The sequence below is a fragment of the Bacillus sp. FSL L8-0528 genome (assembly GCF_038593085.1).
GTDB lineage: Bacteria > Bacillota > Bacilli > Bacillales > Bacillaceae > Bacillus > Bacillus paralicheniformis.
Map to the genome: position 1 here is coordinate 2,539,099 of NZ_CP151961.1, position 13,946 is coordinate 2,553,044.

General features: G+C 47.2%; 12 protein-coding genes. 1 reads left to right on the forward strand and 11 read right to left on the reverse strand.

Annotated features, from left to right (window positions below; all coding sequences use genetic code 11):
• The first annotated feature begins 89 nt into the window (after positions 1-89).
• On the forward strand, positions 90-1,553 hold the full coding sequence (gene zwf, locus MHI30_RS12700; RefSeq protein ID WP_075752523.1) for a glucose-6-phosphate dehydrogenase: 1,464 nt from the start codon (positions 90-92) through the stop codon (positions 1,551-1,553).
• Positions 1,554-1,589: 36 nt separating this feature from the next.
• Here zwf and MHI30_RS12705 read toward each other — a convergent pair whose 3' ends face one another.
• From MHI30_RS12705 to gndA, 11 genes are all read right to left on the reverse strand, one after another.
• The gene (locus tag MHI30_RS12705) at positions 1,590-3,554 is read right to left on the reverse strand and encodes a TRAP transporter permease (RefSeq protein ID WP_075752458.1); all 1,965 of its coding nucleotides are present in this window, start codon (positions 3,552-3,554) and stop codon (positions 1,590-1,592) included.
• The gene (locus tag MHI30_RS12710; protein WP_059231906.1) at positions 3,547-4,065 is read right to left on the reverse strand and encodes a DUF1850 domain-containing protein; all 519 of its coding nucleotides are present in this window, start codon (positions 4,063-4,065) and stop codon (positions 3,547-3,549) included. The genes MHI30_RS12705 and MHI30_RS12710 overlap by 8 nt, the downstream gene beginning before the upstream one ends.
• Positions 4,066-4,166: 101 nt before the next feature.
• Positions 4,167-5,156 carry a TAXI family TRAP transporter solute-binding subunit gene (locus MHI30_RS12715; RefSeq protein WP_075752457.1) on the reverse strand — a complete coding sequence of 330 codons (990 nt, stop codon included), beginning with the start codon at positions 5,154-5,156 and terminating at the stop codon, positions 4,167-4,169.
• 245 nt (positions 5,157-5,401) lie between these two features.
• Positions 5,402-6,115 carry a GntR family transcriptional regulator gene (locus MHI30_RS12720; protein ID WP_075752455.1) on the reverse strand — a complete coding sequence of 238 codons (714 nt, stop codon included), beginning with the start codon at positions 6,113-6,115 and terminating at the stop codon, positions 5,402-5,404.
• 119 nt (positions 6,116-6,234) lie between these two features.
• On the reverse strand, positions 6,235-7,650 hold the full coding sequence (locus MHI30_RS12725; protein ID WP_075752453.1) for a glycoside hydrolase family 1 protein: 1,416 nt from the start codon (positions 7,648-7,650) through the stop codon (positions 6,235-6,237).
• A gap of 15 nt (positions 7,651-7,665) precedes the next feature.
• Positions 7,666-8,982, reverse strand: coding sequence for a PTS cellobiose transporter subunit IIC (gene celB, locus MHI30_RS12730; protein WP_035338357.1), 1,317 nt, complete (start codon positions 8,980-8,982; stop codon positions 7,666-7,668).
• Positions 8,983-9,021: 39 nt separating this feature from the next.
• On the reverse strand, positions 9,022-9,354 hold the full coding sequence (locus MHI30_RS12735; RefSeq protein WP_075752521.1) for a PTS lactose/cellobiose transporter subunit IIA: 333 nt from the start codon (positions 9,352-9,354) through the stop codon (positions 9,022-9,024).
• A 5-nt stretch (positions 9,355-9,359) separates the two neighbouring features.
• Positions 9,360-9,668 carry a PTS sugar transporter subunit IIB gene (locus MHI30_RS12740; protein WP_020452099.1) on the reverse strand — a complete coding sequence of 103 codons (309 nt, stop codon included), beginning with the start codon at positions 9,666-9,668 and terminating at the stop codon, positions 9,360-9,362.
• A 147-nt stretch (positions 9,669-9,815) separates the two neighbouring features.
• Positions 9,816-11,477, reverse strand: a complete 1,662-nt coding sequence (locus tag MHI30_RS12745; RefSeq protein WP_075752451.1) for an alkaline phosphatase — start codon at positions 11,475-11,477, stop codon at positions 9,816-9,818.
• 139 nt (positions 11,478-11,616) lie between these two features.
• Positions 11,617-12,402 carry an SDR family oxidoreductase gene (locus MHI30_RS12750; RefSeq protein WP_075752449.1) on the reverse strand — a complete coding sequence of 262 codons (786 nt, stop codon included), beginning with the start codon at positions 12,400-12,402 and terminating at the stop codon, positions 11,617-11,619.
• 115 nt (positions 12,403-12,517) lie between these two features.
• Positions 12,518-13,927, reverse strand: coding sequence for an NADP-dependent phosphogluconate dehydrogenase (gene gndA / locus MHI30_RS12755; protein ID WP_075752447.1), 1,410 nt, complete (start codon positions 13,925-13,927; stop codon positions 12,518-12,520).
• Between the last annotated feature and the right edge of the window lie 19 nt (positions 13,928-13,946).

Consider the following 13,946-nt stretch of genomic DNA (forward strand, 5'->3'; position numbering starts at 1 on the left):
TTTGCTTTAAGGGATTATTAGCTTTAAAATGAAGAAAATAAACTTATGCTTCGAATAAAGTGAGGTACGTTTAATTGAAAAAAGATCAAATGGAACCAAAAGCAGTTATCGTAATATTTGGCGCAACAGGGGATTTGGCAAAACGAAAACTATATCCTTCTATCCACAGGCTCTACGAAAACGGACAAATCCGGAATGAATTCGCGGTTGTCGGAGTCGGCAGACGCCCTTGGACAAATGAAGACTTTCGCAGTACCGTACAGCAATCGGTTTCGAAGTTTCCGTTAAACGAAAAGGATGTGGACGAGTTTACATCTCACTTCTACTATCATCCTTTTGATGTTACAAATTCCGGCTCATACCGGGAATTAAACGAACTTATAGAGAAGCTGGAAAGTACATATGATATTCCGAATAACCGGATGTTTTACTTAGCGATGGCTCCTGAATTTTTCGGAACGATTGCAAAGTTCCTAAAATCAGAGGGTGTCACTTCAACAACAGGCTGGTCAAGGCTCGTTATCGAAAAGCCTTTCGGGCATGATCTGCCGAGCGCAAAAGCCTTGAACCAGGAAATCCGTGAAGCTTTTACAGAAGATCAAATTTATCGGATTGACCATTATCTAGGAAAGCAAATGGTGCAGAACATCGAAGTCATCCGCTTTGCCAACGCGATTTTTGAGCCGCTTTGGACAAACAGATACATCTCGAACATTCAAATTACGTCAAGTGAAGATTTGGGTGTGGAAGACAGAGCGAGATATTATGAAAAATCGGGTGCGCTTAGAGACATGGTGCAAAACCACATTCTTCAAATGGTGGCGCTGCTTGCGATGGAACCGCCGATCAAGCTGAACACGGAAGAGATCCGCAGCGAAAAAGTGAAGGTTCTCAGAGCCCTTCGTCCGATTCAAAAAGACGATGTCGACCAATTTTTTGTGCGCGGCCAGTATGACGCAGGAGTCGTCGACGAAAAACATGTTCCGGCTTATCGCGATGAGCAAAACGTAGCAAAAGAGTCGAATACGGAAACGTTCGTTGCCGGCAAACTGCTGATCGACAACTTCAGATGGGCCGGTGTGCCGTTCTACATCCGGACAGGCAAACGGATGCAGAAAAAATCAACGCAGATTGTCGTCCAATTTAAAGACATTCCGATGAACCTTTATTACGGAAACGGCAACACGATGCATCCTAACCTGCTGGTGATCCATATTCAGCCGGATGAAGGCATCACCCTTCATTTAAACGCAAGGAAGCTTGGAGGCGGCACTTTTGCCCAGCCGATCAAGCTCGACTACTGCCATAACTGCGGGGACGGCATCAACACGCCTGAAGCTTATGAAAAGCTGATTTTGGACTGTTTGCACGGAGACGCGACAAACTTTGCTCACTGGGATGAAGTTGCGCTTTCCTGGAGTTTTGTTGATGCGATATCTCAAAACTGGGAGGAAAACAAAACCCTTTCCCCTAACTATGAGGCGGGCTCTATGGGGCCGAAAGCTGCTGATGACCTGCTCGCAAAAGACGGCTTTCATTGGTGGCCGCTTTAATAAAAAACAGCCTTCACATTGAAGGCTGTTTTTTATTTATGCTTTTAAGGCCTGTATTTCTTTCGGATGGCTTTTGTCCCGCTTCCACATCAGCTGAAGGACGAACAACAGAAGGAATATGCCGAGACCGATTATGTCGGAATAGCCCTCCGGATAAATCAGCAGGAGACCGCTCGCAGCCGCCAGTATTCTTTCAAACCAGAACACTTTTCTCATCCAGAATCCGACCATGCCCGCACCGATGGCGATCATTCCGGACAATGCGGTAAAGATCACCCAGAGAATTTCATACCAATGCGCGTCAATCATGAGAAGCTCCGGAGACAGGACGAATACATACGGGATGATAAAAGCGGCAATCGCAAGCTTTGCTGAATTGATCCCCGTTCTGATCGGCTCTCCTCCCGCAACACCGGCGGCGGCAAAGGCTGCCAAAGCAACGGGCGGTGTAATGTCAGCTACGATGCCGAAATAAAACACGAACAAGTGGGCCGACAGATCAGGAACATTCAGCAAAATCAAGGCTGGCGCGGCAATCGTCGACGTAATCACATAGTTTGCCGTCGTCGGCGACCCCATTCCGAGAACAAGAGCGGCGATCATTGTCAAAAAGAGCGAAGGCAGCAATGCGCCTCCTGCCAAATCGAGCAGACCGTTTGCAAGTTTAAGGCCGAGGCCCGTCTTTGTGACGACTCCGACGATGATGCCGGCGGCAGCTGTTGCCGCCGCAACGGAAAGCGCCATTCTCGCTCCTTCCGCGAGAGCCAGCACAATTCCTTTAAGGCCCATTCGCGTTTCCCTGTTGAACAAACCGACCAGGATCGCCAGAACGATCGAATACAATGCGGCATGCATGACCGTAATGCCCGACATTAACAAAAAGACGACCGAAACGATCGGAAGCAGCAAATAAATCTTTTTGAATACTTCCTTGCGGTTCGGCATTTCTTCTTTCGTCAATCCGCGCAGGCCGAGGCGCTTCGCTTCAAAGTGCGTCATAATCCAGATGCCTGTAAAGTACAAAACAGCCGGGATCATCGCGGCTTTCGCGATATCCCAGTACGTAATCCCTCCGCCGATGAACTCAACCATTAAAAAGGCGGCGGCTCCCATAATCGGAGGCATCAGCTGTCCGCCGGTAGATGCGGAAGCTTCGACTGCACCGGCAAATTCTTTTTTATAGCCCAGTTTTTTCATCATCGGAATCGTAAACGATCCGGAAGTGACGACATTGGCGACAGAGCTTCCGCTGATCGTTCCCTGAAGCGCGCTTGAAAAAATCGCGACTTTTGCCGGTCCGCCCGTGCTTCGCCCGGCGATCGCCACAGCAAGGTCATTAAAATACTGCCCCACACCGGTTCTGACAAGAAATGAACCGAACAGGATGAACAGGAAGATGAATGTCGAAGACACAGCGAGCGGCGTGCCCAAAATTCCTTCCGTCGTAAAATACATCGTCTGAACGAGCCTTTCCAGCGTCAGGCCGTTGTGAGACAAAAAGCCCGGCAGATACGAGCCGTAAAGGCCGTACAAAAGAAACAGGCCGGCGATGATCGTAATCGGCAGTCCGACAGCACGTCTCGTCGCTTCCAATACGAGCAGGACGGCCAACAGCCCGACATAAAAGTCAGTTTCCGTGATCAATCCGATCCCGCCTACAATCGTTTCATAATTGGCAACCCAATAAGCGCCGACGCCCGCTCCTAATACGGCTAAGATTGCGTCATACCAGGCGACTTTGAATTTGCCGGTCTTCCGTAAACCTTTTGTCGCAGGAAACAATAAAAAAATCAGACCGAGCGCAAACCCTAAATGAACCGACCTTTGAATTTGAGCCGGAAAAACACCAAAAATGGCTGTGTATAATTGAAACAAAGAAAAAGCGAGCAGGCCGGCAAATGCAATGACCCCCGTCAACCCTTTGAGCTTTCTCGTTCCCGCTTCAGGATCGTATTTCTCCAGCAGTTCCTGCTGATCTTTTTCCGAAAGCTGCTCAGTCATTGATCTTCACTCCCCTCAGTTGTTGCAAGACATTTAGTTTTCGGACACTCATCCTTGTCCATGTGCCGGGGCGGATGTACCGCTTTAACTCATGTTCAGCGCCTGAATACTTGATCCTGTGATTCGCCCTCACCCTTCCGATCCGCATATCAATGAACGGAAAGGTCCTCTTCATGTCCGAAATGGTGTAGACACCGTTATTGATGACGAGCCTTTCACCTTGCTCCGCGTTTGCGGGCATTCCGACGGCCGGATCATGATAGGTCAGAGCGGTCTGCCGAATCATTCCTTTTTCCCACACATACGATTCGATCACTTCTGTCCGATGGATGGAATGCGTATAGATCACATCAAAGCTTTTCTTCTTTTGGAGGGGAAGAAAAGCGATGATCTCGCCGCTGTCCTCTTTCTCGAACACGACAGCGGTCTGATAAGGAATCAGGCATGCCGCTGCAAAAGCGGCAATGATCAGCGCCGGCACAAGCCGTTTTACAATTTTAAATTTCCTCATTTTCCCAAATCCCCTGCCGAATAGAAAAACGATAGACCGATGTTTCATTGCAACGGTCTATCGAGTGTCCTGACTTGTTCATCGTTTATCTGCCTGCGGCTTTACGATTTTTCTATCCCTTTTTCTTTGAAATATTTAGCCGCTCCCGGATGAATTTCAATATCGCCCAATCCTTCAAGCGCGGTTTCAGGCTTGATAAATTCGCCTTTGGCATGATTGATTTTATCGGCTTCAAACAGCGCTTTCGTCATTTTATAGACGGTGTCCTCATCCATCTTGTCGGATGCGACGAGCATCGCTTTGACAGCGACCGTGTTCACATCGCTCCCGATGCCGTACGTGCCTTTTTTAATCGTATCCTCAGCATAGAACGGATACTTTTCCATCAGCTTTTCCTGCTTATCCTTTTCAATATTTAAAATTTTGATTTTATTTTGTGCAGAAAGCCCTTCGACAGCGCCGGTAGGCGTTCCAGCCGTGATGAAGGCGGCATCGATCGCGCCTGACTGAATGCCGTCGGTCGACTCTTCAAAAGACAAGTTTTGCGGTTTGATGTCGTCAAAAGACATCCCGTGAACCTCCAAAATCTGCTTGGCATTAATATTGACCCCTGCACCAGCAGCACCCACGGAAACCGTTTTGCCGTTTAAATCTTCAATCGAATTGATTCCGCTTTTTTCTGTTGTCACAATCTGTACAGTTTCAGGATACAGGGCGGCAATCGCCTTGATTCCGTCAATTTTTTCTTTAAACATTTCTTTGCCTTCTATGGCATAAGTGGCAATGTCCGTCTGAGAAAAAGCGACCTCAGCTTCCCCTTTTTGCAGAGTTGCCATGTTTTCAGCAGAAGCCCCTGTAGTCTGCGTCGTAAATTTGTCTCCTGTTGCATCCTCCCAAAGGTTTGCAAATTGACCGCCGAGCGGATAATATGTACCACCGGTTCCCCCTGTCAGCAGACTGTAGCTTTCTGAGCCTTTTGACGCAGATCCGCCGTCCTTATTTCCTGATGCATTGCCGCTTCCGCACGCTGCCAATCCCATGACAAGCGTCAGCAGCAATACAATCCATGATAAGCTTTTCCACTTTTTCATTCATTCTCCCCCTTTGCTTGTTGGACAAATAACAATCCTATCGTACCACGAAAAATGTATTAGTTGTCAATATATTGTTTTATTTCTAATTATTTAGTTAATTTTATGAGCAGCTGGTTCTAAATATGCGTACGGCCCCGGAAATTCCCGTCCGCTAAAGCGATGGTAGCCCACGATCCCCTCGGAGGACAAGCGTGCTGGAAGATTGCATGACAAAACAAAAAACCCGCGGTTATGCAGGTTTTTCATTTCCGAACATGGACGCTGGAAAACACAAACTTGTCGTAGCGATGCCTTGCAAAAGAATATTCAAACGGTTCACCTGTATTTAAAAAAGCGACCTGTTCAACTTCAAGAACCGGATCGTCAGGGGCGCATTCCAAGTGCTCTCGGTCGAGCGCATTCGACTTATCCGCCCTGATCTTCCGGTGCGAGCCGGCGATTGTCAGTTTCAGCGTCTCGGTGATGTGCCGGTAAACGGAGCCGTGAAGGACGTCTTCATTTAATTCAGAGATGACATTCGAAGGCATATACGTTTCTTCAATGACATACGGTTCATCTTCAACCTTTCTGAGCCTGATGATATGATACACCGGAACGGTCTTTTCGATTGACAATTGCTTAGCCACTTCATCTGAAGGGAATTCGACATCAAATTGAATGATGCGGCTTTCGATTTGTTTATTGGCGAGAAGCTTGGTCAGCCCGAGGTTTTCGCGGTCTGTCACACTGACGGGAAGCTGCTGAATCGATGATTTCACAATGAAGGTGCCGTGTCCGCGCTTGCGGTACAGCATGCCTTCTGACACGAGAATATCGAGGGCTCTTTTCATCGTCATTCTGCTGCAGGAAAATTCTTTGGCGAGAGAAAGCTCATCAGGTATGGGCTGATCAATCGGATAGTATTCTTCCTGAATCCGCCTCCTCATTTCGTTTGAAATATATTCGTATTTTCTCATGTTTTAACCACCATTACTAAGGATTCTGTATGCTTGTAACACCTTCCTTATCATTATATCGGTTTTGAAGCGGAAATAAAAAGATGGCCCAACAGACCATCTTTTAGCCCGAGTCCTTTTTAAAAACCGTTGTTCTCGGCAAGTTTCTTAAACCAGTATCCGCTTTTTTTAATCGTTCGTTCTCCGTTTTTGTCAAGGTTGACAGATACAAATCCGTAGCGGTTTTTATAGGCGTTTGTCCATGACCAGTTGTCCATGAATGTCCAAAGGTGATAGCCTTTGACATTCGCTCCTTCCCGAATCGCTCTGTGCAACCATTTTAAGTGTTCTTCGATAAACGCAATTCGGTAGTCATCGCGGATTATGCCGTCTTCGCCGCGGAAACGCTCTTCTCCTTCAACACCCATTCCGTTCTCAGAAATAAAGCATTCAATATTTCCATAGTTTTCTTTGACATTCATTAAAATATCATAGATTCCTTTTTCGTATATTTCCCAGCCGCGGTGGCGGTTCATTTTTCGTCCGGGCATTTCATAATGGTCAAAAAAACGCTCCGGCATAAAAGGCGCGTCCGGATGAGGCAGGTGCTCCTTCGCTTTCACCCGTCTCGGCTGATAATAATTGATGCCGAGCAGATCGACAGTGTGATTTTTGATCAGCTCCAAGTCTCCTTCTTCCATGACAGGCAAATAGCCTTTTTCTTTTAAAATAGCTGTTAAAAGCTGCGGAAACTCACCCTTAACGGCAGGATCAAGAAACGACTGGTTAAAGAAAGCGTCAGCTATTTCAGAAGCTCTTACATCTGCCGGGTGCTGGCTTCTCGGATAGGATGGCGTTAAATTTAAAATGATGCCGATTTTGCCGTCGCCTCCGTGTCTGCGGTAGGCTTCGACCGCTTTGGCGTTTGAAAGAATTTCATGGTATGCGACCTGGACGGCCTTTTGAAAGTCGACGATGTTCGGATAGTGAAAATCGTATAAATAGCCGCCTTCAGCAGGAACGATCGGCTCATTGTGGGTAAACCATTTTTTCACACGATCCCCGTACAGCCGAAAGCACGTTTCCGCGTATGAAACAAAGTGATCGACGACTTGCCTGTTTTCCCACCCGCCGATATGCTGGAGCGCAAGCGGCATATCAAAATGATAAAGGTTGACAAAAGGCTCGATCCCAGCTGCCAGCAGTTCATCGATGACTTGGTTATAAAAGGCAGCTCCTTCCTCGTTCAGCCTGCCTTTTCCTTCAGGAAACAGACGGGCCCACGAAATGGAGAAACGAAAAGAGTTGTGGCCGAGCTCCTTCATCAGCTGAATATCTTCTCTGTAAGTCTCGTAAAAACGCGAAGTCTTCTCAGGGCCTACTCCGTCAAAAAATCGGTTTGGCTCTTTTTCGTACCAGTGATCCCAAATGTTCTTTCCTTTGCCTCCTTCAGCCGCCGCTCCTTCAGTCTGGGTCGCGGACGCCGCCGACCCCCACCAGAAACCTTTTGGAAAACGGTATTGAATTTGTTCTAGCTGCAGTTCTGTTTTTGACATGTCATCAATCTCCTTTTAAAGTCCTAGCGTTGTCTGATCTTGTTCCGCTGCATTGATTTCCTGCTCTTTTTTCATATTCATCCGGTCGATGAATTTCAAAAACGGGAACCAGATCATAAAGACAACGGCTAAATTCACAATCTGAAGAATGCCGCCGGCAAGCGAATTGGTCGCCATCATTCCGCTGATAAAAATCGGCACAGTCCAAGGAATCGTGACCCCCGTCGGCGGCGGCACAAGCCCGGACGCCATCGCGAAATACGTAATTAAAGTGACGATCATCGGCGAGATGACCCACGGAATAAAAATGAGCGGGTTCATGACGATCGGCAGGCCGAAAATGATCGGTTCATTTACGTTGAAAATCCCCGGCGCCGCTCCGAGTTTTGCGACCTGCTTCATCTGCTTACTCTTCATAAACAGCAGGATGGCAATAATCACGGCCAGTGTCATGCCGGTTCCGCCCATTCCGACGGTGTACACTTCCATAAACTGCTTATTGATAATATGCGGAACTTCCCCTGTTGCGGTATAGCTATTCAAATTTTCGATCGAAAGCGTATTCCAGATCGGATCCATTACAGAGTTGATGATAATTTGCCCGTGGAGTCCGAAGAACCAGAGAAGCTGAGTAAAAAATATAGCAATCAAGGTCGGAATGATACCGCTTCCAAGACCGACAAGCGGAGCCTGTACCAGATTGTAAATTAAATCGTGCATATTCGTATTGAACGCTTGGGTCACAAGGATATTGATGACCAAGTAGACGGACAAGGTCATCACCGCCGGAATCAGCGCGGCAAAAGATTTTGCTACAGCAGGCGGAACGCCGGCGGGCATTTTGATCGTATAGTTTTTCTGGACAAAAAATCTGAAAATCTCCGCGGATGTAAAGGCGGTAATCATTCCGAGGAACATCCCTTTCGCACCGAGCCTGTCAATCGGGATGACGTTCGGAATCACTTCCCCTCCTTCGCCGTTTAATACAAACGGAGTCAGCAGAAGGAACGATGCCAAAGCGACGACTCCTCCAAAAACCGCTTCGACTTCATAAGTTTTGGATAAATAATACCCGATCCCGAACACGACGAAAACGGACATGATGCTGATCGTTGCGCTCGGCGCTATGCTTAAAGCCGACTGGAACGTTTCAAGCGCCGATTTGCTCATCATTTTATTGAGAAACGGCAAATTGGTTAAAACGACAATGATCGATCCGAAAATGGTGAGCGGAAAAGCCAGCATAAACGCATCCCTCAGCACGCCTAAATACCGGTTGTTATTCAGCTTCCCGGCAATCGGCACCAAGAGGTTGCTCAATTTTTCAAACATGGTCTCTTATCCCCCTTCGATTTTGCCATGCAGTGCGAATCATAGATTTTTCTCTTTGAATAATTCCAATAATTCGGACACAAGTTCCTTCATCGTGAGCGTCGACATCAAATGGTCCTCCGCGTGCAAGAGCAGCAAAGAGAACTCACTTTTTTTCCCGCCCGCTTCTTTTTGGATCATTTGAAAATGAATATCATGGGACTGCTGCAAATCGGCTTCAGCCTGGTGCAGCAGCTCCTCTGCTTTCTGAACGCTGCCGGCACGGTATGCCCTGATGGACTGAATGACTTTGCTGCGGGCGTTTCCGCTGTGAAGAATGAGCTGAAAGCAAATTTGTTCGCCTGTTAATTCATCGAGTTTTAATTTTTCCATCATCATCAATCTCCGATCAAGCTGAGCGCCTGTTCATAAGCTTTCTTTCCGTCTGCCATTCCGTAAGCCATCATATCAATCACATCAACCTTAGTACCGTACTGTTCTGCTTCCTTCTGCAGCTCGCCTTTTAAAAAGCTCATTTGCGGGCCGATGAGAACGACGTTTGCCTCTGCCATCTCTTTTTTCGCCTGGTCCTGTCCGACCGCCCAAATTTTTGCCTCGTCACCGATTGAATGCGCGTATTCCTCCATCTTGGTGACAAGGAGACTTGTCGACATACCCGAACTGCATGCAAGTAAAATCTTCTTCATCGTCATCTCCTCCTTTATTAAAACGCTTTCACACAACTATTATTATATCTTTTTATTTTTAAATGTCTAGACAATTAAAAATAAATGTATGTATTTATTTTGAATAATAAAAAACCCCTCTTCTTTCAAGAGGGGTTTTCTAACAAATTATCGGGCGTATTTTTTGAACAGCTGAACTGCTTCTTTAGGCACGTAGAAGGATCCATTGCTTTCAACAATCACGCTGTCTAATTCATATTCCTTTCCGTTGATTCTGATGAGGTTTTTGTTCACCGGCATTTCGGCTTTCGCTTTTTTGCGCGATGCGACAAGAACTGGATTAGCCGGATCTTTCTGGTCAATCGTTACGCTGGCTCCGGCTTTTTTAAATGCCTGTTTTGCTTCGATAAATAATTCGTTTGTTAATTTGTCTAAGTTGAAGCCCATTGCTTTTGCCATCGTTTTGGCGATGTCGGTGTTATCGACGAGCCCCTGCGGCTTTTCGGGACCGTACGAATACAGGAAGACGTCTTCACCCGTATGACCGCCTGTTGTGAATCCGATGTTGGCTCGGTTGCTGAGCAGCTTGGTGAATAATGAAGCCGCTTCTTTTTTGTTTTTCACGCTTTTCAGCTGTTCCTTCTCTGCCGGCGTTAAATTATCAAGTCCGTAAAGCTTTGCCGCTTCTTCGATATTCGATAAGTCGTCTTTTAATTTGCCGGTAGCGCCTTCTACCGTCATTTTAGCCTTTTTCAGCGGATCGATATAAGCTGATACCGGTGTTGTGTCATAGCCTTTCGTCGTGTTGCTGTTGCCGATGGAGATCCCGCTGTTGCCGTGGTCTGAGACGGCAATAACCATTGTATGTTTGTCTTTTTTAGCGAATTCAAGCGCTTCTTTCACCGCGTTATCAAACGCCAATACATCGCTGATCATGCCGATCGGATCGTTTTGGTGCGCTGCCCAGTCAGGCTTGCTTCCTTCCACGAATAAAAAGAAACCGTCCTTGTCTTTCGAAAGCGTCTGAATCGATTTTTTCGTCATCTCTGCAATCGTCGGCTGCTCTGGATGTGTTGCGCGGCGGTCCATGTCATACGCGAGATCGCGCTGTGAGAATGCGCCCCAAATTTTTTTCGATTTTGACTTGAGGAGCTGATCTTTCGTTTCAACGAAATCGTACTTTTTATCTTTGAGCACTTTGACAAGATCTTCACCGTCTTTGCGGCTTTTATCGTTTGTACCCGGTTGAAGCGATTCTTTTCCTCCGCCAAGGACAACGTCCATGTTTTGATAAACCTGCTGTTCACCGAGCACTTCAAAATTATTGCGGTCCTTATGATGGCCGGAATAGCCGGCAGGCGTGGCATGCTGAATTTCAGAGGTTGCAATGATGCCGGTTGCTTTTCCCTTCTGTTTGGCGCCTTCCAGCACGTTTGCCACAGGCCGGTATTGATCTTTTTTACCGACCTTCTCGACACCTGGTGTATTCACCTTTGAAGGCAGCACTCCGATATAGGCAGAATTTGATTTTCGTCCCGTTGCCATTGCAGTTGCTGCAGGTGCAGAATCAGTGATCGCCGATTCTGCCGAATGCGTCCGGACACCGCCGCTGACAATCTGGTCCATTGCGAGCGGTTCGCCTTTATACCAGCGTGCCAACGTTGTTGCAGAAGAGCTTGTTCCATCCATGACCATCATGATGACGTTTTTGACCTTCGGTTCTTCCTTTTTTTTCGCTGTTTCCATTGCCGCACTGCCTGTTCCCGCCGATCCTAAAGCGACTGCGCCTGCCAGTGTAATGCCGAAGATTCTGTTGCGTAAGAAACCCATTCTTATGTACTCCCTCCATAACCGCTTTTTGTTGACAAACCTACACTATCATTGCTATGTAAACAGCACTTTTGCTTTCTATTAATCTTATGTAAATTTTTTGGGGCTTATGATGAAAAGAAGGCATCCCGCCTTCTTTTCAACCTTTTCCCGCTTGGAATCCCGGGTATTTCGTCATCCCGCCGTCCACATACAGCGTCAGGCCCGTCACATAGCTCGCTTCTTCGGATGCAAGCCAGGCCGCGCAAGCTGCGACTTCCTCCGGCTTTCCGATATACCCGATCGGAATCAATTCAACAACGCCTTTTTTCAATACGGGATCAGCGAATTTTTCGGCGTTAATCGGCGTATCGATCGCACCGGGTCCGATCGCGTTTACCCGAATTCCTTTCGGGGCATATTCAAGGGCAAGGGTTTCTGTCAGCAGTTTTGCCCCGCCTTTGCTTGCCGCATAATGGACAAAATGCGGCCACGGGATTTGCTGATGGACGCTCGACATATTGATGACCGAGCCTTTAATATTATGGTCGAGCATATAGGCGATCGCTTCCCGGCATCCTAAAAACATTCCCGTCAAATTGGTTGATATGACACGGTTCCAGTCTTCCAGAGACAAATCCTCGGAAGGTACTTCATTTTCCACCCCGGCGTTGTTCACCATCACATCAACGGAACCGAATGAATCAACAGCCTGACTGATCAGCGCTTTTACATCGTCTTCTTTTGAGACATCCCCTTGAACAGCAATCGCGCGCGCTCCGCTGTTTTCTATTTTCTTCACCGTCTCTTCGGGATTTTCTTCTTCCTTGAAGTAATTGATCACTACATTGGCTTTTTCAGAACCGAAGCGCAGTGCCATCGCTTTTCCAAGACCTGTACCCGCCCCTGTAATAACGACCGTTTTTCCCTCTAAACTAGGATACATGGGTTGATTCCTCCTTATTGAAACTCTCTTTTGAGTAGGTTTCCACAGAACCGCTTAAACATGCATCCTTCCGAAATCAAAAAACCGCAAGCTTTTCAGCTTGCGGTTTTACATCTTATTTCATCCACTCAGTGTGGAAAATACCTTCTTTATCTGTACGCTCATACGTATGGGCGCCAAAGTAGTCGCGCTGCGCCTGAATCAGGTTGGCCGGCAATGTAGCAGTGCGATAGCTGTCAAAGTAAGCGAGAGCGCTTGAGAAGCAAGGTACAGGAATTCCTTGTTCAACCGCAAGGGAAATCGTTTTGCGGAGAGCTCCCTGATAGCCTTCAACGATATTTTTGAAGTAAGGATCAAGAAGCAGGTTGTCAAGCTCCGGATCGCGGTCATACGCTTCTTTGATTTTTTGCAGGAACGCCGCGCGGATGATGCATCCTCCGCGGAAGATCATCGCGATATCACCGTATTTCAAATCCCAGCCGTATTCTTCTGATGCGGCTTTCATTTGAGCGAAGCCTTGTGCGTAAGAACAGATTTTACTCATAAAGAGCGCTTTTCTGACCGCTTCGATCAGCTCTTCTTTGTTCTCGGCAGCCGGTTTCGCTTCAGGTCCTGCCAGAAGCTTGCTCGCTTTGACGCGCTCTTCTTTCATGGAAGAGATGAAGCGGGCGAAAACAGATTCCGTAATGATTGGAAGCGGAACGCCCAGGTCAAGAGCGCTTTGGCTTGTCCATTTTCCTGTGCCTTTTTGACCTGCTTTATCGAGGATGACGTCAACAAGCGGCTTGCCGGTTTCCTCGTCTTTTTTCGTGAAAATATCAGCCGTGATTTCGATCAGATAGCTGTCAAGCTCTCCCTTATTCCACTCGGAAAAGACTTCGTGAAGCTCATCTGATGACAGACCGACAATGTGTTTCAAAATAAAGTAGGATTCTGAGATCAGCTGCATATCGCCGTATTCGATGCCGTTATGAACCATTTTTACATAATGGCCGGCGCCGTCAGGACCGATGTATGTCGTACACGGTTCGCCGTCCACCTTGGCAGAAATAGCTTCAAGAATCGGCTTGACAAGCTCATGGGCTTCCTTTTGTCCGCCTGGCATGATAGACGGCCCTTTCAGAGCGCCTTCTTCACCGCCGGAAACGCCGGTGCCGATGAAGTGAATGCCGCTTTCGGCCAGCTCCCTGTTTCTTCTCTGCGTATCTTTATAATATGTATTTCCGCCGTCAATCAAAATGTCGCCTTTTTCAAGATGAGGCAGAAGCGATTGAATCGTTGCGTCTGTCGGTGTTCCAGCTTTGACCATTAAAAGAATTTTGCGCGGTTTTTCAAGAGATTCAACAAACTCTTCAATGCTGTATGTACCGACAACGTTTTTGCCTTCGGCTTCTTTCAGAAACTCTTCGGTTTTCTCGCTTGATCTGTTGTAGACAGAAACTGAAAACCCGCGGCTTTCAATGTTTAAAGCCAAGTTTTTTCCCATTACTGCTAAACCAACTACACCTATTTGTTGTTTTGCCATGTCTAACGTCCCTTCTAAA

Bases quoted from the DNA above. Each gene is read 5' to 3' on its own strand.
- MHI30_RS12720 (WP_075752455.1), bottom strand. From the start codon at position 6,115: ATGAGAAAATACGAATATATTTCAAACGAAATGAGGAGGCGGATTCAG.
- gndA (WP_075752447.1), bottom strand. From the start codon at position 13,927: ATGGCAAAACAACAAATAGGTGTAGTTGGTTTAGCAGTAATGGGAAAA.
- MHI30_RS12735 (WP_075752521.1), bottom strand. From the start codon at position 9,354: ATGGAAAAATTAAAACTCGATGAATTAACAGGCGAACAAATTTGCTTT.
- MHI30_RS12745 (WP_075752451.1), bottom strand. From the start codon at position 11,477: ATGGGTTTCTTACGCAACAGAATCTTCGGCATTACACTGGCAGGCGCA.
- MHI30_RS12750 (WP_075752449.1), bottom strand. From the start codon at position 12,402: ATGTATCCTAGTTTAGAGGGAAAAACGGTCGTTATTACAGGGGCGGGT.
- MHI30_RS12740 (WP_020452099.1), bottom strand. From the start codon at position 9,668: ATGAAGAAGATTTTACTTGCATGCAGTTCGGGTATGTCGACAAGTCTC.
- MHI30_RS12725 (WP_075752453.1), bottom strand. From the start codon at position 7,650: ATGTCAAAAACAGAACTGCAGCTAGAACAAATTCAATACCGTTTTCCA.
- celB (WP_035338357.1), bottom strand. From the start codon at position 8,982: ATGTTTGAAAAATTGAGCAACCTCTTGGTGCCGATTGCCGGGAAGCTG.
- MHI30_RS12715 (WP_075752457.1), bottom strand. From the start codon at position 5,156: ATGAAAAAGTGGAAAAGCTTATCATGGATTGTATTGCTGCTGACGCTT.
- zwf (WP_075752523.1), top strand. From the start codon at position 90: ATGGAACCAAAAGCAGTTATCGTAATATTTGGCGCAACAGGGGATTTG.
- MHI30_RS12705 (WP_075752458.1), bottom strand. From the start codon at position 3,554: ATGACTGAGCAGCTTTCGGAAAAAGATCAGCAGGAACTGCTGGAGAAA.
- MHI30_RS12710 (WP_059231906.1), bottom strand. From the start codon at position 4,065: ATGAGGAAATTTAAAATTGTAAAACGGCTTGTGCCGGCGCTGATCATT.